Source organism: Cryptosporangium minutisporangium, from assembly GCF_039536245.1.
GTDB lineage: Bacteria > Actinomycetota > Actinomycetes > Mycobacteriales > Cryptosporangiaceae > Cryptosporangium > Cryptosporangium minutisporangium.
In genome coordinates this window covers 112,567-134,398 of the sequence record NZ_BAAAYN010000007.1, presented here as the reverse complement: position 1 = coordinate 134,398, position 21,832 = coordinate 112,567, and the positions used below count along the sequence as shown (strand labels likewise).

Below are 21,832 nucleotides of genomic sequence, written 5' to 3'. Positions count from 1 at the left end.
CGCACGGCGGGCGTGGTTGTCGCCGTTTCCGGGGGCGCGCCGACATGGTTGTCGCGCTCAGCGGGCCAGGCCGGTGGCGCGGCTCTCGCGGACGACGGTGACGCGGATCTGGCCGGGGTAGGTGAGCTCGTCCTCGATCTGCTTCGCGACGTCGCGGGCGAGCATCTGCGCGGCCAGGTCGTCCACCTGATCCGGCGCCACCATCACCCGCACCTCACGCCCGGCCTGCATCGCGAACACCTTCTCGACGCCGGGCATGCCGCCGGCGATCTGCTCGATGCGCTCCAGCCGCTGGACGTACGTCTCCAGGCTCTCCCGCCGGGCTCCCGGACGCCCTCCCGAGCACGCGTCCGACGCCTGGGTCAGCACCGCCTCCAGCGTCCGTGGCGGCACCTCGTCATGGTGGGCCTCGATCGCGTGCACGACCTCCTCCCGCTCGCCGTACCGGCGGGCCAGATCGGCACCGATCAGCGCATGGCTGCCCTCCACCTCGTGGGTGAGCGCCTTCCCGATGTCGTGCAAGAACGCCGAGCGCTTCACCAACTCCACGTCCAACCGCAGTTCGGCCGCCATGTGGCTGGCGATGTGCGCGGTCTCGATCAGGTGCTTGAGCACGTTCTGCCCGTACGAGGTCCGGTACCTCAGGCGGCCGAGCGTCGCGATCAGTTCCGGGTGCATGTCCGCGATTCCGACCTGCACCAACGCGTCCTCGCCCGCCCGGACGCAGAGCTGCTCGACCTGGTCACGGGCCCGCTCGTACACCTCTTCGATCCGCTGCGGATGGATTCGCCCGTCGAGCACGAGCTTCTCCAGCGTCAGGCGCCCGACCTCGCGCCGGACCGGATCGAAACAGGAGAGCAGCACCGCTTCCGGGGTGTCGTCGATGATGAGGTTGACGCCGGTGACCGACTCGAAGGTCCGGATGTTCCGCCCTTCGCGGCCGATGATGCGACCCTTCATCTCGTCGCCGGGCAGGTGCAGGACACTGACGACGCTCTCGGCGGTCTGTTCGCTGGCGACGCGTTGGATCGAGTCGACGACGATCCGCCGGGCACGCTCTTCGCCCTTCGCGCGCGCCTCGGCCTCGATGTCGCGGACCAAGATCGCGGCCTCGCGTTTCGCCTGCGTCTCGACCTCCTTCACCAACTCCGCCTTGGCGGCGTCGGCCGAGAGCCCCGCGATCCGCTCGAGTTCGGCACGCCGCTCGTCGGCTGCGGCGGCGACGGCGGCCTTCTGGGCGGCGAGCTCCTCGGCCAGCGCGGCGAGTTCTGCCTCCCGCTCGGCCAGGCGCCCTTCGGTCTGGCCGGCCCGTTCCTCCCGCTCGGCGACCCGCAACTCGCGTCGCTGTGCCTCGTCGCGGCGGGCGGCGGCGTCCGCGCGCAGCCCTGCCGCTTCACGCTCCGCGTTGCGCCGCGCGTCCACGAGCAGTTCCTCGGCTTCGCGCTCGGCGCGGCGGCGCGCTCGATCGAGGATCTCGGCCGCCTCGGTCTGCGCGGCCTCCACTACCCGCCGGACCTGCCCGCGGACCACGGCGAGCGCATGCGGATCGGTGTCGTCGGCGTCCGGCGCCTGGCGCGGTGCGACCACGTGCACCTGCGCGGTCGCCGCGGTGGCGTCCGCAGGCGGTCGTCCATCGGTCACCACGGTAGATCCGGACGCCAGGCCGTCGGCGCCTCGCGACTCGGCGCCGTCCCCGGTGTCCCCCGCCGCCCGGGCGGCGGTTCCGCTTCGCGCCGCTGTCCGCTGCGCGGCCGATCCGTCCGGATCGGCGTCCACGGATGCGGCCGGCGGGGTCAGGGCTGCTGCCGGGGCGGCAGCGGTGGTCGGCGTAGCCAGCGTGGCCGCGGTGGCCCGCTCGGCCGCTGGGGCCAAGTTGGCTGTGCCCGACTCGGCTGCCGTGGCCGGGGCTGCGGGTGGCGCCGAGGCCGGGGGTGTGGGTGTGCGCGTGACCGAGCCTGTGGGTGTGGCCGAGCCTGTGGGTGTGGCCGAGCCTGTGGCTGCGGGTGCGGCCGACTCGGCGGGTGCGGCCGGGGTGGCCGGCTCAGCAGGACTGGTCGACTCTGACGGCGGGGCTGACTCTGCCGGGCTCACCGGCTCTGACGGCGGGGCCGGCAGGGTGGCATGGGCGCCGTCGTCGCTCGGAGTGAGTCGGCCCTCTGAGTCGGCCGCGCCGCGCATCCGAGGCGCGAGCACTCGGAGCACCACGAGCGCCGTCACGACGGCGATCAGGAGTGCTACCAGCAGAATGACCACGGCGAGCCCGACCAGCGCGGCTCCCGACATGCCCATGGCCCCTCCTCGTCCCGGCTCGCGGCCGCCGAGAAGAGCCCGTCCGGAAGCCGGGCGGCGCTCGCGCCGGGGCACGCGACACGAGCCCGGAGACGCGACGGGACACGCATCGGCACATCCCGGAACGAACGAAGAGCGCCATCATCAAAGAGCCGACAGGCCAAGCCCGCAAAGGAGCACTCGACGCAGTCGGCAAGTCGGCCTAAAGGCACACTTCGTGAAGTTATGGGTATCGCAGGTGCGTATCAGCAGATGTCACGTACACAGGCTCGATCTCAGTACCCGTGAGGCTATGTGCAGGTTACCGGCCGGTCAAGGAACGTCCACTAGCCCCACACCCGCCTCACGCTCAACCAGAGGTCAAGGCACGGCTACTCACCGTGAGCGTTGGCGACCGAGAACCGAGTCACTCGTCGGTGAGCGTCGGATCGGGCACCCCCGCGATATCGGGGTCGGTGCCCTCCGCCGCCAGCGCCTCCCGCACGACCCGGTAGGCGAGCCCGGCTGGGTGCCCCCGGCGAGCGAGCATCCCGACGAGACGGCGCGCCCGCTTGTCGGGCGCCAATCCCCGAGTAGCCGCCAGCTTCCGCTCGACCAGGCGACGTGCCGCCTCGAGATCGTCGTCCGCGTCGATCTGCTCCAGCGCCTCCTGGGCGACGTCCCGATCGATGCCCTTGCGGCGTAGCTCACCGGCGAGCGCACTGCGCCCCAAGCCCCGGCCGCGCTGCCGCGTCTCCACCCACGCGCGGGCGAACGCCGCATCGTCGATGAGGCCGACCTCGCTGAACCGGTCGAGCACCGCCTCCGCCGCCTCGACGGGAACGTTCCGCTTCGCCAGGGCAGCGGCGAGCTCGGCGCGGGTACGAGGTTGCCCGGTGAGCAGTCGGAGACAGATCGCGCGAGCCATCTGCTCGGGGTCGGCGTCCGACCCCCTTCGGGCCCGCGACTCGTCCGGGGCGGTGTCGTCACCGTCGGCCCACGTCGGCGGCTCGTCGGTGCCGCTTCGCGCGTTGCGTCCACGCCCCGCCCTGCCGGGGCCGCCACGGCGCCCCCGACCCCGTCGAGCACGGCCTCCACCGACCCCGTCCTCGACGTCGTCGGTCAGTGGCGCGTCCCCCGCCGCGCGGAACCGGGCACCGTCGGCGCCCCTGTCATCCGCAGCGGCCCAAGCGCCCCGAGTACCACCGGGGCCCGCACCGGGACGCCGGCCGTCGGCGCCACCGTGACCTGCGCCGGGTCGCGGCCCGTCGGCGTCACCGCGGCTCGCACCGGGCTGCCGTCCGTGGGCGGAGGCCGCCGGCGGATTGGGCGCGGCGCGGGACCGGACGAGCCGCTCGGCCTCGGCCAGCGCGGCACGCGCTACCGCTGCCCGGTCGGTCGCCGACCACCCCTGGCTCTCCGGCGTCACCCCCGGGTCGTTCCGATCGTCATCGATACCGACCCGGGGAGGGCCGTCCGGGAACCGGGCTGCCGCTCTGCGCTCAGCCTGCGAGTCGTCGGCGGGATCCCTGCTCAGAAGTCGACCGGAGCCGGCACGGCCCCGTTGACGTCGGCGGCGGGCAGCGCGCCGATGCCGAGCTTCTCCTTGATCTTCTTCTCGATCTCGTCGGCGAGATCGGGGTTGTCGACCATGAACTTGCGGACGTTCTCCTTGCCCTGGCCCAGCTGGTCGCCCTCGTACGTGTACCAGGCACCGGACTTGCGGATCAGCCCCTGGTCGACGCCCACGTCGATCAGCGAACCTTCCCGGCTGATGCCCTGGCCGTAGACGATGTCGAACTCGGCCTGCTTGAACGGCGGCGCGACCTTGTTCTTGACGACCTTCACGCGAGTGCGGTTACCGACCGCGTCGGAGCCGTCCTTGAGCGTCTCGATGCGCCGGACGTCGAGCCGGACCGACGCGTAGAACTTCAGCGCCTTACCACCGGTCGTCGTCTCCGGGGAGCCGAACATGACGCCGATCTTCTCGCGCAGCTGGTTGATGAAGATCGCGGTGGTGCCGGAGTTGCTGAGCGCACCGGTCATCTTCCGCAGCGCCTGGCTCATCAGCCGAGCCTGGAGCCCGACGTGGCTGTCGCCCATCTCGCCCTCGATCTCGGCGCGGGGCACGAGAGCGGCCACCGAGTCGATCACCACGATGTCGATGGCGCCGGAGCGGACGAGCATGTCGGCGATCTCGAGCGCCTGCTCACCGGTGTCGGGCTGGGAGACAAGCAGCGCGTCGGTGTCGACGCCGAGCGCCTTGGCGTACACCGGGTCGAGCGCGTGCTCGGCGTCGATGAACGCGGCGATGCCGCCGGCGGCCTGCGCGTTGGCGACCGCGTGCAGCGCGACCGTGGTCTTACCGGAGGACTCCGGGCCGTAGATCTCGACCACGCGGCCACGCGGAATGCCGCCGATGCCGAGCGCCACGTCGAGGGCGATCGAGCCGGTGGGGATCGACGAGATCGGCGGACGGTTGTCGTCACCGAGGCGCATGACGGAGCCCTTGCCGAACTGCTTGTCGATCTGGGCTAGCGCTACCTCGAGCGCCTTGTCGCGGTCAGGTGCTGCTGGCATGGCTGCCGCCTTGGGAAGTCGTCGGGAAGTTTTCATCGCGGCTGACGCTAGAGGCTGGGTACGACAGTTTTGAGATCCGGCTCGGATCTGTGGACACTCTCTGGACCCAGGGGCTCCGGTGACGACCACGATGCGCGTGTCGCCATGCTAACCGAACTTATGTTCGATCGCGCAACATCGCTCTCGGGCGTGTCATACCCGCGTTGCGAGGCAGCTCAGCGGTGGGATGCCGGGAGCTCGAACGCGGCGCAGACCGCGCGCCACACGGCCTTGGCGTCTTCCCCTTGGGACAACGCCTGGTCGACGGTCCGGCCGCCGAGCGTGGCGAGGACCTGGTCGGTCGCGATCGAACGTGAGTAGGTGGCCCCGAAGGTGGTGTCCATTCGCTGCCAGAATTCGGTGAGCCGCACGGCGGCCAGGCTACCTGCCCACGCAGCGCACCGACCGCTTCTCCACAGCCCCCTGCCACGCCACCGCCACCGCCAGCGTCCGGTGGTTTTTCGGGAAGACCACCCCTCAGAGCGCACCGCCAAAGGTGCGCTTCCCGAAAGTCCGCCCAACGCGGCGCTGCGAGAGGTGCACTTCCCGAAAATCGCCCAACGCGCGGGACGTGAGTGGGCCAGGCACCGAACGGCCAGGCACCGAACGGCCAGGCGTCTGGTAGCTCGGGCGTGAGGGCCGCGCCAACCGACGAGCGGTCAGGCGTGAGGCATCAGGTGGGTGGCTACTGCGGCGGCCACCGCGGCCGCCACCGCGGGCGCGTCGGAGACCGGGAGCGTGCTCGCGGTGATCCGGAGTCCCGCCCCGGTGTGCACCCGGTACCGCGCCCCGGGTGCGACGACGATGCCCGCGTCCCGCAACGCGGCCACCGCCGCGGTCTCGTCGGCGACCGGGATCCAGACGTTGAGACCCGTCCGGCCGGTGGCGGGCACTCCGGCGGCCTGCAACGCGGCCAGCAGCGCGCCCCGCCGGGCGTCGTAAGTGGCTGCGGCGTGCGCGATCAACGCGTCCACGGCCGGGTCTTGCCAGAGCTCAGCCAGGATCTGCTGGGTCAGTCGGCTGACCCAGCCCGGCCCCAGCCTGCGGCGGCCGTCGACGCGCGCCACCGTCGCCGGGTCGCCGGCGAGCAGCGCACAGCGCAGGTCGGGCCCGTACGGCTTGCTCACCGACCGGACCGCCGCCCACAGGGACGTGGCGCCGGCCAGCGAGGCCAGGGGGACGCCGGCCAGCTCGGCGGCGTGGTCGTCCTCGATCAGCAGCAGATCGCGCCCGTCGAGCAGCGCGCGCAGTGCCGCCGCGCGGCCCGGGCTGATCGACGCGCCGGTGGGGTTGTGGGCGCGGCTGGTTACGACCATCGCGCTGACGCCCCGGCGCAGGGCTGCGGCGACGGCGTCCGGCAGCGGTCCGTCGTCGTCGACCGCCATACCGACTGGTTCGGCGCCTAGGGCGGCGAGCAGGTCGAGCACGTTGCCCCAGGCCGGATCCTCCACCGCCACGCGGTCCCCCGGACGGACTCGGGTGAGCAGGCACCGTTCGATCGCGTCGAGTGCGCCATGGCAGAGCGTGAGCGCGTCGGCCGGGACACCGTCGGCGACCAGCCGGTCGGTGGCGAGCGTCCGCACGGACGGCAGCACCGGATCGTCGGCATAACCGAACGGACCGGGGTCGATACGGGCCAGCACCGCTGCCAACGGCGGGAGCAGTTCGCGGTCGGGCTCGCCGTGGGAGAGGTCGCGCGCACCGGGCGGGACCGGGAGGTGGACCGATCGCGGAGCGGTCGCCGGACGGGACCGGACCCGGGTTCCGCGTCGGCCGGCGGTCTCGACCAGACCGCGCCGGCGCAGGTCGGCGTAGGCGGCGGCCACCGTAGTGGCGGCCACCCCGAGATCGGTGGCGAGCCGGCGCACCGGCGGCAGCGCGGCACCCGGCGCGAGGCCACCGTCGCGGATACCCCGCTCGACGGCTGCGGATATCTCCTCGGCTCCGCGGCCGATGATCCGATATTGTGTCGGCACAAAGTTAAGTTTGTATCAGTACAAAGATCGAGGAGCAAGAATGAGCGCGCCGAGCGCACGAACCGTGCCGACCCGGTATGCCGACCGCGCCCGCTACGACCGGGAGACGATCGCCGCCATCCTCGACGAGGCGCTGGTCGCGCACCTCGGCATCGTGGTCGACGGCGCGCCGCGAGTGATCCCGACCCTGCACGCCCGCGTCGGCGACACGCTGTACCTGCACGGCTCCACCGGTAGCCGACCACTTCGCGAGGCCGACGACGGCGTTCCGGTCTGCGTCACGGTGACGCTGCTGGACGGATTGGTGTTCGCGCGCTCCGGGTTCAACCACTCGGTGGACTACCGCTCGGTGATCGTGCACGGGCTGGCGCGGCCGGTCCGCGATCGGGACGAGAAGCTCCGCGCGCTCGACGCGCTGCTCGACCAGGCCGCGCCGGGGCGTGCCGCGGATTGCCGGCCGCCCAGTCCGAAGGAACTGGCCGCGACCGCGGTGCTGGCGATTCCGCTCGACGAGGCGTCGGCGAAGATCGGCGACCGTCTGGTGCCGGGTGCGGTGGTCGAGGAGGAGCCGGAAGACTACGGGCTCCCCTACTGGGCCGGGTTCCTACCGCTGCGGACCGTGCCCGGGCCTCCGGTGGCCTCGGCCGACCTCGGGTCGGTGCCGACACCTTTCTATCTGTCCGCGTACCGGCGCCCCGGCTCGGCCGGACCGCGCGACGACTGGCACCGCGCCCCGGTGCTCGAGGGGCGACGGGTCCGGCTGGAGCCGCTCGGTCTGCAGCACGTCGACGACCTGCTCGCCACCGCGAGCGACCCGGAGGTGCACGAGTACATCCCGCACCCGGTGCCGTCCACGCACGTGGAGATGACGCGACTCGTCCAGACCGCGCTGGCCGATGCCGAACGCGGCGAACGGGTCCCGTTCGCGCAGGTGGACGTGGTGACCGGACGAGCGATCGGCAGCACGTCGTACTACGAGATCGAGCCGAGCCGGCCGTCGCTCGCGATCGGCTACACGTTCCTCGGCAAGGCCTGGTGGCGCTCCGGGATGAACACCGAGGCGAAGCTGTTGCTGCTGGGCCACGCGTTCGAGACGCTCGGCGCCGAGCGGGTCACCTGGCACACGGACATCCGGAACGAGCGCTCGCAGGTGGCGATCGAGCGACTCGGTGCGGTCCGGGAAGGCGTGCTCCGGCGGCACAAGCAGCGCCGCGACGGTTCCTGGCGGGACACCGTGCTCTACGGCATGACCTCGACCGAGTGGCCCGCCCATCGGAACCGGCTGCAGGAGCGCCTGACCACGGCGTAACAGAACAGGCGGCGGTACCGAGGACGGGAGTCCCCCGGTACCGCCGCCTGGAGGAGCGCCACTCCACCGACGGTGCGCCCCACACACCGGCCGGTGGCCGCTCCTGACACGTCTACGAACGGGGATGGCGCGGCTGGACGACGGAACCCCCTCGATTCCGCCGCCCAGCCGCTGGACGGCCGTGCTTCCCACTGACCCCTGGCGCCCGAAGGCGGCAGAGCCCGACGTCCGATCCTCCTGTGCGTCCCCTCTCCGCCGGAGGACGGAACTGCCGGTGCGGTGCCTGAGGTCCGACCGGCGCCGTCGTACTAGCCGGACCCCCATCCGACCAGCTCACCGATCTCACCGCGCGGCCCTTAACGGGCGGCGTCGCACCGTCAGCAGTTGCCGACCGATCACCGCGTCCCCGCGGTGGTTTCCTCGTGCCGTGAATGGTCCGGCGAACCGGACCTGGGACCGACAGGTTCCCCCTGCCGGGGTACTCCTCGCCGGGTTACCGGGGCCGGCGTCGCTGGGTCGGAGGTGGGTCCGACTCAGTACGCGCGCCCAGCGGGTCGGTCGTGCCACGGCAATCGCACGCCCGCCCCCGTCGCGGTGGATAACACCACTCACCGCCCTTTCGCCCGGTTTGCACGCCAACGCCCGACCGACCCCCCGCCGTTCGAACGCTCAGCGTGTTAAGACCGTAACGGTGGGTTGAACTCGTGTGCGTCCACCCCTGGGTGGATCTTGACCGGTTCGGACTCGACGGGTGCCGCCAGATCGCGTGCGCGCGCTGCGGGCCCACGGTTTTGTCGGGGGTGCGAGGCAGGATGGTCGCGTGGCAGTTCCAGGTGGTGACTCCCGCTGGGCGTTCCCCGGGCCGGATCCGGTCGAGGCGTTCGGTGAGCCTGCCCGCGCCTGGTTCCGGGCCGCGTTCGCCGATGCGACGGCGGCGCAGCTCGGGGCCTGGTCGGCGATCGGGCAGGGCGACGACGTACTGGTGGTGGCGCCGACCGGTTCCGGAAAGACGCTCGCCGCGTTCCTTTCCGCGCTCGACCGGCTGAGCCGCGAACAACCGCCGGCCGACGCGTCCCGCCGTTGTCGGGTGCTCTACGTCAGCCCCCTGAAGGCTCTCGCGGCGGACGTCGAGCGCAACCTCCGTGCCCCGCTGGCAGGCATCCGGCAGGCCGCCCAGCGGCTCGGGCACCCCGAGCCCGCGGTCACCGTGGCGATGCGCACCGGCGACACACCCGCAGTCGACCGCCGGGCGTTCACCCGCGCCCCGTCCGACATCCTGATCACCACCCCCGAGTCGCTCTTCTTGCTGCTCACCTCCCAGGCCCGCGACGCGCTCCGCGGCGTGGAGACCGTCATCCTCGACGAGGTGCACGCGGTCTGCGGCACCAAACGCGGCGCCCACCTCGCCCTCTGCCTGGAACGGCTGGACGAGCTGCTGGAACGACCCGCGCAGCGCGTCGGTCTGTCCGCGACCGTGCGCCCCGTCGACGAGGTGGCTCGCTTCCTCGGCGGTGCCCGGCCGGTGACGATCGTCCAGCCACCGGCGGCGAAGCAGGTCGAACTCACGGTCGAGGTGCCGGTCGAGGACATGTCGCAGCTCGGCGAGCCGACGGGGGAGGTCGAGGGCAACGCGCTGGGCTCTCCGCGCCGCAACTCGATCTGGCCGGCGGTGGAGGAACGGGTGCTCGACCTGGTCGGCGGGCACCGGTCGACGATCGTGTTCGCGAACTCCCGGCGGCTGGCCGAGCGTCTCTGTGCCCACCTCAACGAGCTGGCCGAGGAGCGCAGCGAGGAAGCAGCAGCGGTCGAGGGGGCCCGTTCGGGCAACCGAGGGCCTGGCGACGCCCCGCTCGAGCCGGCTCGGATGCCGGCCGAGCTGATGGCGCAGTCCGGGGCCGCGGCCGGCGCTCCTCCGGTGGTCGCACGGGCGCACCACGGCTCGGTCTCCCGGGAAGAACGGCGGGACATCGAGGAGGACCTGAAGGCCGGTCGGCTGCCCGCCGTCGTGGCGACCTCCAGCCTGGAGCTCGGCATCGACATGGGCGCGGTCGACCTGGTCGTTCAGGTGGAGGCGCCGCCGTCGGTCGCGTCCGGTTTGCAGCGCATCGGGCGGGCCGGCCACCAGGTGGGTGCCGCCTCGCGTGGTGTGGTCTTCCCCAAGCACCGGGGCGACCTGCTCTCCTGCGCGGTGGTGGCGGAGCGCATGGCCGCCGGACAGATCGAGTCGATGCGGTACCCCCGCAACCCGCTCGACGTCCTCGCCCAGCAGGTCGTGGCGATGGTCTCGATGGAGCCGTGGACCGTCGACGATCTCGCCGCGGTGTTGCGGCGCGCCGCCCCGTACGCCGAGCTGCCCGACTCCGCGCTGGAGTCGGTGCTCGACATGCTGGCCGGCCGCTATCCGTCCGACGACTTCGCCGAGCTGCGTCCGCGGCTGGTCTGGGACCGGGTCACCGGTGTGCTCACCGCCCGGCCCGGCGCGCACCGGCTGGTCGTCACCAGCGGCGGCACGATCCCCGACCGTGGCCTGTTCGGGGTGTTCCTGGTCGGCGCGCCCGGAGAGCCGGGTCGGCGGGTCGGCGAGCTGGACGAGGAGATGGTCTACGAGTCCCGGGTCGGCGACGTCTTCCTGCTCGGCTCGACGTCCTGGCGGATCGAGGAGATCACCCACGACCGGGTCCTCGTGACGCCCGCTCCCGGCCAGGCCGCCCGGATGCCGTTCTGGAAGGGCGACACCGCGGGCCGCCCGGTCGAGCTGGGCCGGGCCATCGGTGGCTTCCTCCGCGAGCTGTCCGCTCTCGACGCCGAGGCCGCGCAGGCCCGCGCCGCCGCGGCCGGGCTGGACCAGCGGGCCGTCACGAACCTGCTGGCGTACCTGGACGAACAGCGGCAGGCGACCGGCCGGCTCCCGGACGACCGCACGGTCGTGGTGGAACGCTTCCGGGACGAGCTGGGCGACTGGCGCGTCGTGGTGCACTCGCTGTTCGGCACACCGGTCAACGGACCGTGGGCACTGGCGATCGCCGCCCGCCTGCGGGAACGCACCGGCCTGGACGTCCAGGCACTGCACTCCGACGACGGGATCGTGCTGCGGCTGCCGGACGTGACCGGGGAGCTGGCCACACCCACCGCCGATCTGGCGCTGTTCGAGCCGGACGAGATCGAGCCGTTGGTCACCGACGAAGTCGGCGGGTCGGCGTTGTTCGCGGCCCGGTTCCGTGAGTGCGCGGCCCGTGCGCTGCTGCTCCCCCGCCGGAACCCGGGCCGTCGCACCCCGCTCTGGCAGCAGCGGCAGCGCGCGGCGCAGCTGCTGGGGGTGGCGTCGGAGTTCGGCTCGTTCCCGATCGTGCTGGAGACGATGCGCGAGTGCCTGCAGGACGTCTTCGACGTCCCGGGGCTGGTCGGGCTCGCCCGCGAGCTGCAAGCCCGGACGTTGCGCGTGGTCGAGGTGGAGACGCCGGCCCCGTCGCCATTCGCGCGGTCGTTGCTGTTCGGGTACGTCGGTGCGTTCCTCTACGAGGGGGACGCTCCACTGGCGGAGCGACGCGCGCAGGCGCTCGCCCTGGATTCGTCGCTGCTGTCCGAGTTGCTCGGCCGGGCGGAGCTCCGTGAGCTGCTCGACCCGGCCGTGATCACCGAGACCGAGCGCCAGCTGCAGCGGCTCACCGACGAACGGCGGGCGTACGACCTCGACTCGACCGCCGACCTGCTGCGCGTACTCGGCGGGCTGAGCACCGCCGAGGCAGCCGAGCGCGAGGCGACCCCCGAGTGGCTGGCCGAGCTGGAGGCCGCGCGGCGGGCGATCCGGGTGCGGATCGCCGGTGAGGAACGCTGGCTGGCGATCGAGGACGCGGGCCGAGTGCGGGACGCGCTCGGGGTGGCACTGCCGGTCGGCGTCCCGGAGGCGTTCACCGAGCCGGTGCGCGATCCGCTCGGTGACCTGGTGAGCCGGTACGCCCGCACGCACGGGCCGTTCCGCGCGGCCGAGTGCGCGGAGCGCTTCGGGCTCGGCGTCGCGGTGGTGCACGGCGCATTGCAGCGGCTCGCGGCCACCCGGCGCGTGACGTCCGGTGAGTTCCGCCCGGACGGTGCTGGCACCGAGTGGTGCGACGCCGAGGTGCTGCGGACGCTGCGCCGCCGGTCGCTGGCCGCACTCCGCAAGGAGGTGGAGCCGGTCGGGCCGGCTGCGTACACGACGTTCCTGGCGCGCTGGCAGCAGGTCACCGCCGCGCAGCCGACCGGCGACCGACGGGGGTCCCGGTCGTCCGCGCCACGCACCGGTGCCGCCGACGCTCTGCTGCGAGCGATCGAGCAGTTGCAGGGTCTCGCGGTGCCGGCGTCCGCGCTGGAGCAGCTCGTGCTGGCGTCCCGGATCCCGGATTACTACCCCGCGCTGCTCGACGAGCTCTGTACGGCCGGTGAGGTGGTGTGGAGCGGCGCCGGGTCGCTGCCCGGCGACGACGGGTGGGTGACGCTGGCCTACGCGGACGCCGCACCGCTGCTGCTGCCCCCTCCGGTCGAGTGGAGCTCGACACCGCTGCACGACGCGGCGATCGCCGCGCTGGCCGACGGGCGGGCGCTGTTCTTCCGAGCGCTGTCCGACGCGGTCGGCGCAGAGTTGGGCACCACCGACGACGCGGAGCTGGCGGCCGCGGTGTGGGACCTGGTGTGGGCGGGCGTCGTCACGAACGACACGCTCGCCCCGCTGCGGGCGCTGCAGAACGGCGGCCGGACCCGGCATTCGGTCCGCCGCGCAGCGCCGAGCGGGCGGTTCCGCCGGGCCGGTCGGCCAGGGCTGGGCGGGCTCGGCGGGGCGGGTACGGCGTCCGGCCGAGGTGTGCCGCGGCCCGCGATGCCGAGCCGCACCGGCCCACCGACGATGGCCGGGCGGTGGTCACTCGTGCCCGACCGGGAGCTGGATCCGACCCGCCGCGCCCACGCCGCCGCCGAGGTCATGCTCGACCGGCACGGCGTCGTGGTGCGGGGCACGGTCGGACCCGAGCGGCTGGTCGGTGGCTTCGGGGCGCTGTACCGGGTCCTCGGCGCCGCCGAGGACACCGGACGAGTGCGGCGCGGGTACTTCGTCGAGGGACTCGGCGGGGCGCAGTTCGCCGAGCCGGGCGCGGTCGAGCGGCTGCGGGCCGTCGCGTCGGAGCTGGAGGCGGACGAACGACAACCGCAGGCGGTGGTGCTCGCGGCGACCGACCCGGCCAACCCGTACGGCGCGGCGCTGTCGTGGCCGGACCGAGGTTCGTCCGCCGGGGGTGAGGCCGACGAGCCGGAGGCCGCCGAGGGCGCTCAGGCGAAGGGCCGGGCCCGGGGCCACCAACCCGGACGGAAGGCCGGTGCCGTGGTGGTGCTGGTCGACGGCGCGCTGACGCTCTACGTGGAGCGGGGTGGCAAGACGCTGCTCTCTTACCGCGACGATTCGGCGGTGCTGGGGCTGGCCGCGAGGGCGCTCGCGGAGGCGGTGCACGCCGGGCGCCTCGGCGGGCTCGCGGTGGAGCGCGCCGACGGCACGCGCGTGGGCGGCAGCCCGCTCGCCGATGCTCTGGAAGCCGCGGGCTTCCGACCGACACCACGGGGCCTCCGCCTGCGCGGATAGCACGCCAGCTTCCGCTTGCTCTTGCTAGCGCCCTACGTCTCGAACGCGATCTGCTCGACGTCCCTCACTCAGCGCAGAGGTGCTGGGCGAGGAGGCCGACTTGGGTGCGGTTCGCACAGCCCAGCTTGAGAAGGAGCCGGGAGACGTATCCACTCGGACCAGCCCGATCAGGTCCTGCGGGGGCGTCGACTTCACCAGGAAGCCGGCCGCCCCGGCCCGAAGCGCGCGGGTGACGTCGTGGTCGGCGTCGAACGTCGTCAGCACGACGATCACCGGGGGCACGGGCAGCCGGGTGAGACGTTCGATCGCCGCCAGGCCGTCCACACCCGGCATCCGCAGGTCCAGCAGGACGACGTCCGGCCGGTACCGAATCACCGCCTCGACCGCGGCCGCCCCGTCGTGCGCCTGATCGACCACGTCCAGATCCGGCGCGGAGCCGAGAATCGTCCGCAGATGAGCGCAGACCATCGGCTCGTCGTCGACCACCAGGATTCGGATCACGCGGCCTCACCCCCGGTCGCCCCGATCGGCACGTATGCCGGCAGCGAGGTGGCAGCGGACCGCCGGCTGGCCCGGTCCGAACTCACCCCGCGCCGGGCCTCACTGGAGGAGGCGTACATGGAGCTGACCAGGGACGCCGTCGATTACCAGGAGGCCTCGCGATGAGCGTCCTCGGCGCCCAGCGCGGAGTCGTCACCCAGCCTCGGGTCGTCCGCTCCGAATGGACTGAACTGTGGTCGTTGCGGTCGACGTGGGTCACGCTCGGCACCGCCGCCGTGATCACCGTGGGGATGGCGACCGCGTTCGGCTTCGCGCACCGGAGCGCGGTCCGATCCGGCGAGGAGGCCGCCGGTGCCGCGCAGGCCGTCGACGTGACGTTCCTCGGGCTCGATCGACTGGGGTTGGTGCTCGGGGTGTTCGGTGTCCTACAGGCGACCGGCGAGCACGGATCCGGCCTGATCCGCGCGAGCCTCACCGCGGTACCGCGGCGGTGTCCGCTGCTCGTCGGCAAAGCCGTCGTGCTGATCGCGGTGGTGACGCCGCTGGGCCTGGTGGTGTGCCTGGTCTCGTTCGTCGTCGTGCAGAACGTTCTCGGTGACGACGCCGTGGCGCTGACCGATGACGGCGTCGCCCCGGCAGTGCTGGGCGCCGCTGCCTATCCGCTCGCGGCCACGCTCCTGGGACTCGGTGTCGGAACGGGGTTTCGCCACACAGCCGGCGCGATCACGATGTTCGCCGCCGCGTTCCTCGTGATTCCGGCCGCCCTGTCCCAATCGGTCGAGGACGCGACCCTCAAGTACACGCCGGTCGCGGCCGCGCAGAGTCTGTACGCGGTGACCACCGACGGCGGGCCGATCGAGCTACTCGGGCCGGCGGCCGGTGCTGTGGTGCTGGCCGCCTGGGTCGCGGTCGCGGTCGCGCTCGCGGCCGGCGGCGCCGTGCTGGTCCGCCGCGACGCCTGAGCCGGCGTCGGGCACAGGTCCGTGGCCGGCGAGAACCTCGTCGACCACGAGTCCTGACCACGATCTTCACAAGATCTGCCAGATCTCCGACGGTTGCCGCCACCAGTGGCTCCTACAGTCAGCGCCATGAGCGAGCGCCGAGTCCTCGTGGTCGAGGACGAACAGACGATCGCCGAGTCGATCGCGACCCGGCTCCGCGCCGAGGGTTTCTCGGTGGAGCTGGCCGGTGACGGGCCGGCCGCGGTGGCCGCGTTCGCCGCTCACCCGCACGACCTCGTCGTCCTCGACATCATGCTCCCCGGCTACGACGGCCTGGAGGTCTGCCGGCGGCTGCAGGCCGAACGCGCCGTCCCGGTGCTGATGCTCACCGCCCGGGACGCCGAGACCGACGTCCTCGTGGGTCTCGCCGTGGGCGCCGACGACTACCTGACCAAGCCGTTCAGCATGCGGGAACTGGTCGCGCGGGCCCACGCGCTGCTCCGCCGGGTCGACCGGGCGGCGGAGCTGGCCGGGATCGGCGCCGAACCGGCCGAGTCCGAGCGGATCGCGATCGACGACGTCGAGATCAGCCTGGCCGAACGCCGGGTACGGGTGGCCGGTGACGAGGTGCACCTGACCCGCACCGAGTTCGACCTGCTGGTCTTTCTCGCGTCCCGGCCCCGGACGGTGCTGCCGCGGGAGCGGTTGCTGGCCGCGATCTGGGGATGGACGGACGGCGCCGCCAGTCGCACCGTCGACAGCCACATCAAGGCGCTGCGCCGCAAGCTCGGCGGTGACCGGATCCGCACCGTGCACGGCGTCGGGTACGCGTGGGAGACGGCACGATGAGGCGGTTGCTCGCGCTGCCCCGCCGGGTGAGGACTCTGCGCCGGATTTGGGATGGCGTCGCCGGGCCCTTGCGTCGGCTGCCCCAGCCGCTGGGACGGATCCGGTCGATCAAGCTCAAGCTCGCGATCCTGCTGGTCGGCTCCGGCGGCGCCGGGTTCACCGTGTTCGTCCTGAGCATCGGATGGCTGCCGCCCTGGACGGTGTTCACCGCGCTGACGGTGTCGCTGGTCATGTCGCAACTGCTGGCGCACGGCACGACCGCGCCGCTCCGCGCGATGACGGCCGCCGCGCGGACGATGAGCCGCGGCGACTACAGCCAGCGGGTTCCGGCCACGTCCCGGGACGAGGTCGGGGAGCTCGCCCGGGCGTTCAACCGGATGGCCGCCGACCTGGAGACCGCCGACCGGCAGCGCCGCGAGCTGATCGCGAACGTCTCGCACGAGCTGCGGACGCCGATCACCGCGCTGCAAGCGGTGTTGGAGAACCTGGTGGACGGGCTGGCCGAACCGGACCCGGCCACGCTGCGGGTGGCGTTGGGGCAGACCGAGCGGCTGTCCCGGCTCGTCACCGAGCTGCTGGACCTGTCCCGCCTGGACGCGGGCGTCGAACCGCTGCGGCGCAGCCCGGTGAAGCTGGAGCCGTTCCTGACCGCGGCGGTGGAGGCCGCCATGGTCGGCGGTGAGGCGACTACCGCGGTGCGCATGGAGGTCGACGTGTTGCCCGCCGACCTCGAGGTGAACGCCGACGAGGCGCGGCTGCACCAGGTCGTCGCGAACCTGCTCGACAACGCGGCCCGGCACAGCCCGCCGGGCGGACGGGTGCTGGTACGCGCCCGCGGGTTGCCTGCGCTCGGCGCGGCCACGTCGGGAACCGGGCTGCTGCTCGAAGTGACCGACGAGGGGCCGGGCATCCCACCGGAGGAGCGCACCCGCGTCTTCGACCGGTTCAGCCGCGGCTCGACGCCGGCGATCGCCCGGGACGGCGGCACCGGCCTGGGGCTCGCGATCGCCCGCTGGGCGGTCGAGCTGCACGACGGCACGATCTCGGTCGCCGACACCGGCCCAGGCTGCCGCATCCAGGTGACGCTGCCCGCCTGACCTCTTCTTCTCGACGCCGATGGTCGCCGACCACCGGTCATCTCGCCCTGCCCGGAAACCCGATCGATGGAGCATCCGTGACCGATAGCGATCCGTCGTCCCCGTCCACGCCGCCCGAGCCGAGTCCCCCGGCCGCCGCGGGCCAGCCGACGCCCAGCGAGCCCACCGAGCCCGCCGAACCGGCCAAACCTGCCGACGGAGCGAAGCCTGCGGACACCGCGAAGCGGCCCGCCGCGGAGAGGCCCGCCGCGGAGAGGCCCGCCGCGGAGAGGCCGCCCGGCGCGCCGGCCGCCCCGGGCGGTGGTACCGCTCGGGCACGTACGGCCAGCAAGTCCGCCGACGCGTCTCCGGCGGGTCCGGGTGGCGGCGCGGCCGGGAGCCGGACCGCCACGATGGCACCGCCGGCACCCGCCACCCCACCAGTCCCGTCGGGACCGACTCCGTTGCCTCCGCTGTGGTCCGCACGGGTCTGGCCCCTGACGAAAGCCGGCGCCCCACTCGGCGTCCTCGTCGGCGCGGCGATCGCCGGGCTGGTCGGCGCCGTCGTCCTGGTCACGGACACGCTCGGCGTCGGCATCGGGCTCCTCGCGCTCGTCGTGCTGCTCGCCGCACTCGCGACCCGGCCGGGCGCCGTCCGTCCCCGCCAGGCCGGGTTCGCGGCGATCGCAGTGGCCCTGTGGGGCGTGGCGAGCGTCCGCACCGCGGGCTGGCTGATCGGACTCTGCCTGCTGGCAGGCCTACTCGCCGCGGTGCTCGCGGTCACCGCCGGGCGCACCTGGACCGGCCTGCTGGTCGGCGCGCTGTCCCCGTTCGGCGCGGTCAGCCGGACCGCACGCTGGGCCGGCCGCGGCGTCGTCCCGCGTCTGCGTGGCCGCCGGCTGCCGGTCGGGCGAATCGTCGCGATCGGTGCATCGTCGGCCGTTCTGCTGCTCGTGTTCGGCGGGCTCTTCGCCGGGGCGGACCCGGTCTTCGCCGATCTGGTCGGTGGCCTGGTGCCGGAGGTCGACCCGGCCCGGTGGATCGGCCGGTCGGTGCTGTTCTCCGTGGTGGCCGGACTCTCCCTGATCGCCGCCTGCCTCACCCACCAGGCGCCCGACTTCGACGTGCTCGCACCCGAGCGGGGCGCCGGACGGCCGCGCGCCGAGTGGGCGATCCCGCTCGGGGCCCTGGTCGCGCTCTTCGCCTGCTTCGTCGGCGTCCAACTCGTCGTTCTGGCCGAAGGCGACCGCTACGTGCGCACGACCGCGGGCCTGACCTACGCGGAGTACGCCCGCCAGGGCTTCTGGCAGTTGCTCGCGGTGACCGCGTTGACGTTGCTCGTCGTCGCCGTGGTCGTCCGGCTCGCGGGCCGGGAGAGCCGCGCGGACCGGATGACGCTGCGGGTCCTGCTCGGTGCGCTTTGCCTGCTGGCGACGCTGGTCGTCGCCTCCGCGATCCGGCGGATGTGGCTGTACGAGGACGCCTACGGTTTCACCCGGCTCCGGGTGTTGGTGCAGGCCGCGGAACTCTGGCTCGGGCTGGTGTTCGTGCTGGTCGCGGTCGCCGGTATCCGCTTGCGGGGTAGCTGGCTGCCCCGCACGGTGCTCGCGACCGGCGCGCTGATCCTGCTCGGCCTCGCCGCGCTGAACCCGGATGCGTTCATCGCCGAGCGGAACACCGTCCGGTACGCCGAGACCGGCCGGATCGACGTCGACTACCTCTCGGGGCTGTCCGCGGACGCGGCACCGGCGCTCGACCGGCTTCCGGAGCCGTACCGGTCCTGCGCGCTCTACCAGTGGGAGTACCGGCTGCCGGCCGACGACGAGTGGTACAGCGCGAGCCTCGGCCGTTCCCGGGCGCGGGAGATCCTCCGCGAGCGTCCGCCCGGCGTCTGCCGGCTCAACACCCCGTAGGGAACGAGGTGAGCGGGGTCGTCGCGACGAACACGTTCTCGTTGCCCTTGATCGGATCCTGCACCGGCGTGGCCGGCAGTGCGAGCGCACCCTTCAGGTACTTCGGGCAGTCGGCGTTGAACACCGCACGCTCGCCCGGACCGGGACGAGCGCCCTGGTCCTCGTCGGCGAAGCCCTTGGAGGGGTACCACTCGTAGCTCTCCACCGTGTGCAGGACGACCAGACGGACACCGGCTCCGGTCGACTCCTCGGGCAGCGGCCCCTTGAGCGGATAGATCCAGACGACGTCGGACCGCACGACCAACTGGTCGAGCGAGCCCGTCGTGACGGCGAGCGACCCGACGGCTCGGATCGGCGCCGCGAGCGAGTACCCCGCGCCCAGGTTCGTGACGTACCCGAGCGTGTCGGTGCCGCTCACGATCTCCTTCTTCACCGGCTCCCGGACGTTCGGCGCGAGCGTGTCCACGTAGTTGGTCGGGTCGCCGCCGAGCACCTTCGGATCGGTGCGGGCGGAGAGGAGCACCGCTTTCGTCTTGGTGAGCACGGCGCCGACGTCCTTCGCCGCCCACTGGCCGGCCTTCGCGGGGGTGGGCAGCGTGATCCCCTGCTCCGCCGGGAGGTACCGGGCGGCGGGCGTCCCGTCGAACGGGTCGTTCGGGTTCAGCGACGGGCTGGGCGACGCCGGGGCCTCCGCGACGAGTTCGGGGTCGGCCACGGTCCCGGACATCGTGCCGTACAGCGACTTCGCCGCCAGCAAGCCAGCCGGGACCAGCAAGACGATCACGACCAGGACGCCGATCAGCTTGCGTCGCGGACGCCGCCGGACCGCGACCACGCGTTCCTGACCGTGACGGGCCTCGGTTACCGCGGAGCGGCGGTAACGGAATCCAGGCTGGGTCGGCATTCGAACGTCGCTCTCCGTCTCGTCCACCTGATAGTTGCTGTGCCTTCGCCCCTCCGGCCGCCCCGCCGGTCCCTCTATCCTGCCCTGCCGTGGTCCGGACCGCCTACGGCCCCGGCAGAGGTCAGCCGTTCGGCTCAGCGCCCGCCAGGCGTTCCGCCGGGCGCGGGCGGACAGCGGGAGGGCGGAAGGCTGGAAGGATGGAAGCATGCCCGAGGGAGACGTGGTGTGGCGGACCGCCGCCCGACTGCACCAAGCCCTGGCCGGTCGCCGGATCGTCTCGTCCGACCTCCGCCACCCGCGACTGGCGCTCGTCGACCTCTCCGGCCGGACCGTGACCGAGGCCCTCGCCCGCGGCAAACACCTGCTGATCCGGCTGACCGACGGGATCACGCTGCACAGTCACCTGAAGATGGACGGGAACTGGTGGCTGTACCGCCCGGGGGAACGGTGGCGGTCCCCCGGCCACCAGGTCCGGGTCGTGCTGAACACCGACGAGATCGTGGCGGTGGGTTCCCGGCTCCACGACCTCGCGGTGGTGGCGACCGCGGACGAATCGTCGCTGGTAGGGCACCTCGGGCCGGACCTGCTCGGCCCGGATTGGAGCCCGGACGAGGCGGTGCGGCGGCTCCTCGCCACACCGGAGCGCCCGATCGGCCTGGCACTGCTCGACCAGCGGAATCTCGCCGGGATCGGCAACTTGTACCGGGCCGAGGTGCTCTTCCTCCGGGGCGTGCACCCGACGACGGCCACCGGCGCGGTGCCCGATCTGCCGGGGTTGGTGACGACCGCGCAGCGGCTGCTCTACGCGAACCGCGACCGGGTGGAGCAGTCGACGACCGGGTCCCTCGTGCGCGGCCGGGAACGCTACGTCTACGGCCGCCGCGGCCGGCCCTGCCTCCGCTGCGGCGGCCGGATCACCGCCGGCCCGCTCGGCTCCGGCGCAGAAGGCACCGACGCCGAACGCACCGCTTTCTGGTGCCCGAAGTGCCAGCCTGTCAACGGCGCTGGAGCCCGCTGAGGACGAGGCTGGCAGTCGAGCGCGAGGCCGCCGCGACCTTTGGCTGTGGTCTCAAGGCCTCGCGCTCGCCTGTCAGGCTCGCCCCTCAGCGGGCCGTGCAATGTCGTGGACCGTGTTGAGGCCGAAGGCGACGCCGGCGAGGCGGTCGGCGGCCTCGGTGAGCCGCAACGAGACGCTGTTCTCGCCGCCGCGGGCCACGGCGGCGACGCACTCGGCCGCCGCCATGGTCAGCGCCTCGTAGGCGTCCACGCCCTCGACGAACCGGACGACCAGCTCGTCGCGGGCCGCGAGCAGCGGCGGCCGGGCCTCGGGAGCCGCGGACGCGAGCGTGCGCTCGACCAGCCCGAGCCGCTTGCCGAGGTCGCGCAGCGCGGCATGAGCCGACTCCGCCTCCGCCGGTAGCTGACCCCGGTAGGGCCCCAACCGGTCGAGCATCTCCGGCAGCACCCGCGCGGCGTTGTTCAGCCGCTGCGCGGCGTCGGCCCCCGGCGAACCGGCCGGCAGGACGACCCGGTGCGGATGGTCGATCAGCGCGCCGAGCCGGGGCCCGAGTAGCGGAGCGATCCGCTGCCCGATGGTCAGGTCCCGCCGCACCTCCGGCTCCGGCACCGGCGCCGCGGCCAGTTCCCGGTGATCACGCCGGCGCAGCACCGCCATCGCGGCCGCGCCGCCCGCCGCGCCCGCCCACAGGATGTCGGGCAGGCCCAGCCCGGCGTACGGGACGGCGACCAGCGTCGACCCGCCCACCGTGGCAGCCCACACGCCCCACGCCCGCGCACGGTTGCGTGCCTTCCGCAATTCGCGGAGGTGCCGTGCGCGTGCGTCCGGACCACCGAAGGTGAACACGTGGGCT

At 73.2% G+C, this 21,832-nt stretch carries 14 protein-coding genes and 1 pseudogene; 7 read left to right on the top strand and 8 right to left on the bottom strand.

The features are described from left to right. Window positions 1–57: 57 nt before the first annotated feature. The 5 genes from rny to ABEB28_RS07090 form a co-directional block, all read right to left on the bottom strand. Entirely contained in the window at window positions 58–1,662 is a 1,605-nt protein-coding gene (gene rny, locus ABEB28_RS07110; RefSeq protein WP_425558918.1) for a ribonuclease Y, read from the bottom strand. 1,033 nt (window positions 1,663–2,695) lie between these two features. Next, window positions 2,696–3,697 carry a regulatory protein RecX gene (locus tag ABEB28_RS07105; RefSeq protein WP_345727165.1) on the bottom strand — a complete coding sequence of 334 codons (1,002 nt, stop codon included), beginning with the start codon at window positions 3,695–3,697 and terminating at the stop codon, window positions 2,696–2,698. A 104-nt stretch (window positions 3,698–3,801) separates the two neighbouring features. Beyond that, window positions 3,802–4,848, bottom strand: coding sequence for a recombinase RecA (gene recA, locus ABEB28_RS07100; protein ID WP_345727164.1), 1,047 nt, complete (start codon window positions 4,846–4,848; stop codon window positions 3,802–3,804). Between the two features lie 215 nt (window positions 4,849–5,063). Then, a complete protein-coding gene (locus ABEB28_RS07095; protein WP_345727163.1) occupies window positions 5,064–5,258 on the bottom strand; it encodes a DUF3046 domain-containing protein in 195 nt (64 codons plus the stop codon). Window positions 5,259–5,546: 288 nt separating this feature from the next. Then, window positions 5,547–6,863, bottom strand: a complete 1,317-nt coding sequence (locus tag ABEB28_RS07090) for an aminotransferase class I/II-fold pyridoxal phosphate-dependent enzyme (protein WP_345727162.1) — start codon at window positions 6,861–6,863, stop codon at window positions 5,547–5,549. A 40-nt stretch (window positions 6,864–6,903) separates the two neighbouring features. Here ABEB28_RS07090 and ABEB28_RS07085 point away from each other — a divergent pair, with 40 nt between their 5' ends. Next, window positions 6,904–8,172 (top strand): bifunctional pyridoxamine 5'-phosphate oxidase family protein/GNAT family N-acetyltransferase, encoded by a 1,269-nt coding sequence (locus tag ABEB28_RS07085; RefSeq protein ID WP_345727161.1) that lies wholly within the window; start codon window positions 6,904–6,906, stop codon window positions 8,170–8,172. A gap of 820 nt (window positions 8,173–8,992) precedes the next feature. Further along, window positions 8,993–13,777 carry an ATP-dependent helicase gene (locus tag ABEB28_RS07080; RefSeq protein WP_345727160.1) on the top strand — a complete coding sequence of 1,595 codons (4,785 nt, stop codon included), beginning with the start codon at window positions 8,993–8,995 and terminating at the stop codon, window positions 13,775–13,777. A 150-nt stretch (window positions 13,778–13,927) separates the two neighbouring features. Here ABEB28_RS07080 and ABEB28_RS07075 read toward each other — a convergent pair. Then, window positions 13,928–14,278: pseudogene (locus ABEB28_RS07075) on the bottom strand (response regulator); the annotation flags it as partial. Between the two features lie 161 nt (window positions 14,279–14,439). On the opposite strand from ABEB28_RS07075, the gene ABEB28_RS07065 reads away from it, so the two are divergent. The 4 genes from ABEB28_RS07065 (at window position 14,440) to ABEB28_RS07050 (ending at window position 19,057) form a co-directional block, all read left to right on the top strand. After that, window positions 14,440–15,240: an ABC transporter permease gene (locus tag ABEB28_RS07065; RefSeq protein WP_345727159.1), complete on the top strand. Its 801-nt coding sequence runs from the start codon at window positions 14,440–14,442 to the stop codon at window positions 15,238–15,240. A 126-nt stretch (window positions 15,241–15,366) separates the two neighbouring features. Further along, window positions 15,367–16,068: a response regulator transcription factor gene (locus tag ABEB28_RS07060; protein WP_345727158.1), complete on the top strand. Its 702-nt coding sequence runs from the start codon at window positions 15,367–15,369 to the stop codon at window positions 16,066–16,068. Window positions 16,069–16,136: 68 nt separating this feature from the next. After that, window positions 16,137–17,165, top strand: coding sequence for a HAMP domain-containing sensor histidine kinase (locus ABEB28_RS07055; RefSeq protein WP_345727189.1), 1,029 nt, complete (start codon window positions 16,137–16,139; stop codon window positions 17,163–17,165). Window positions 17,166–17,242: 77 nt separating this feature from the next. Then, on the top strand, window positions 17,243–19,057 hold the full coding sequence (locus ABEB28_RS07050) for a DUF4153 domain-containing protein (protein ID WP_345727157.1): 1,815 nt from the start codon (window positions 17,243–17,245) through the stop codon (window positions 19,055–19,057). Here ABEB28_RS07050 and ABEB28_RS07045 read toward each other — a convergent pair. After that, window positions 19,044–19,961: a hypothetical protein gene (locus ABEB28_RS07045; RefSeq protein WP_345727156.1), complete on the bottom strand. Its 918-nt coding sequence runs from the start codon at window positions 19,959–19,961 to the stop codon at window positions 19,044–19,046. The two genes, ABEB28_RS07050 and ABEB28_RS07045, sit on opposite strands and share 14 nt — an antisense overlap. A 205-nt stretch (window positions 19,962–20,166) precedes the next feature. Between ABEB28_RS07045 and ABEB28_RS07040 the strand changes: the two genes are divergently transcribed. Further along, complete coding sequence (locus tag ABEB28_RS07040) at window positions 20,167–20,979, top strand: Fpg/Nei family DNA glycosylase (protein WP_345727155.1); 813 nt, start codon at window positions 20,167–20,169, stop codon at window positions 20,977–20,979. A gap of 72 nt (window positions 20,980–21,051) precedes the next feature. On the opposite strand, the gene pspM is transcribed toward ABEB28_RS07040, so the two are convergent. Next, window positions 21,052–21,825 carry a phage shock envelope stress response protein PspM gene (gene pspM, locus ABEB28_RS07035; protein ID WP_345727154.1) on the bottom strand — a complete coding sequence of 258 codons (774 nt, stop codon included), beginning with the start codon at window positions 21,823–21,825 and terminating at the stop codon, window positions 21,052–21,054. Window positions 21,826–21,832 lie beyond the last annotated feature (7 nt).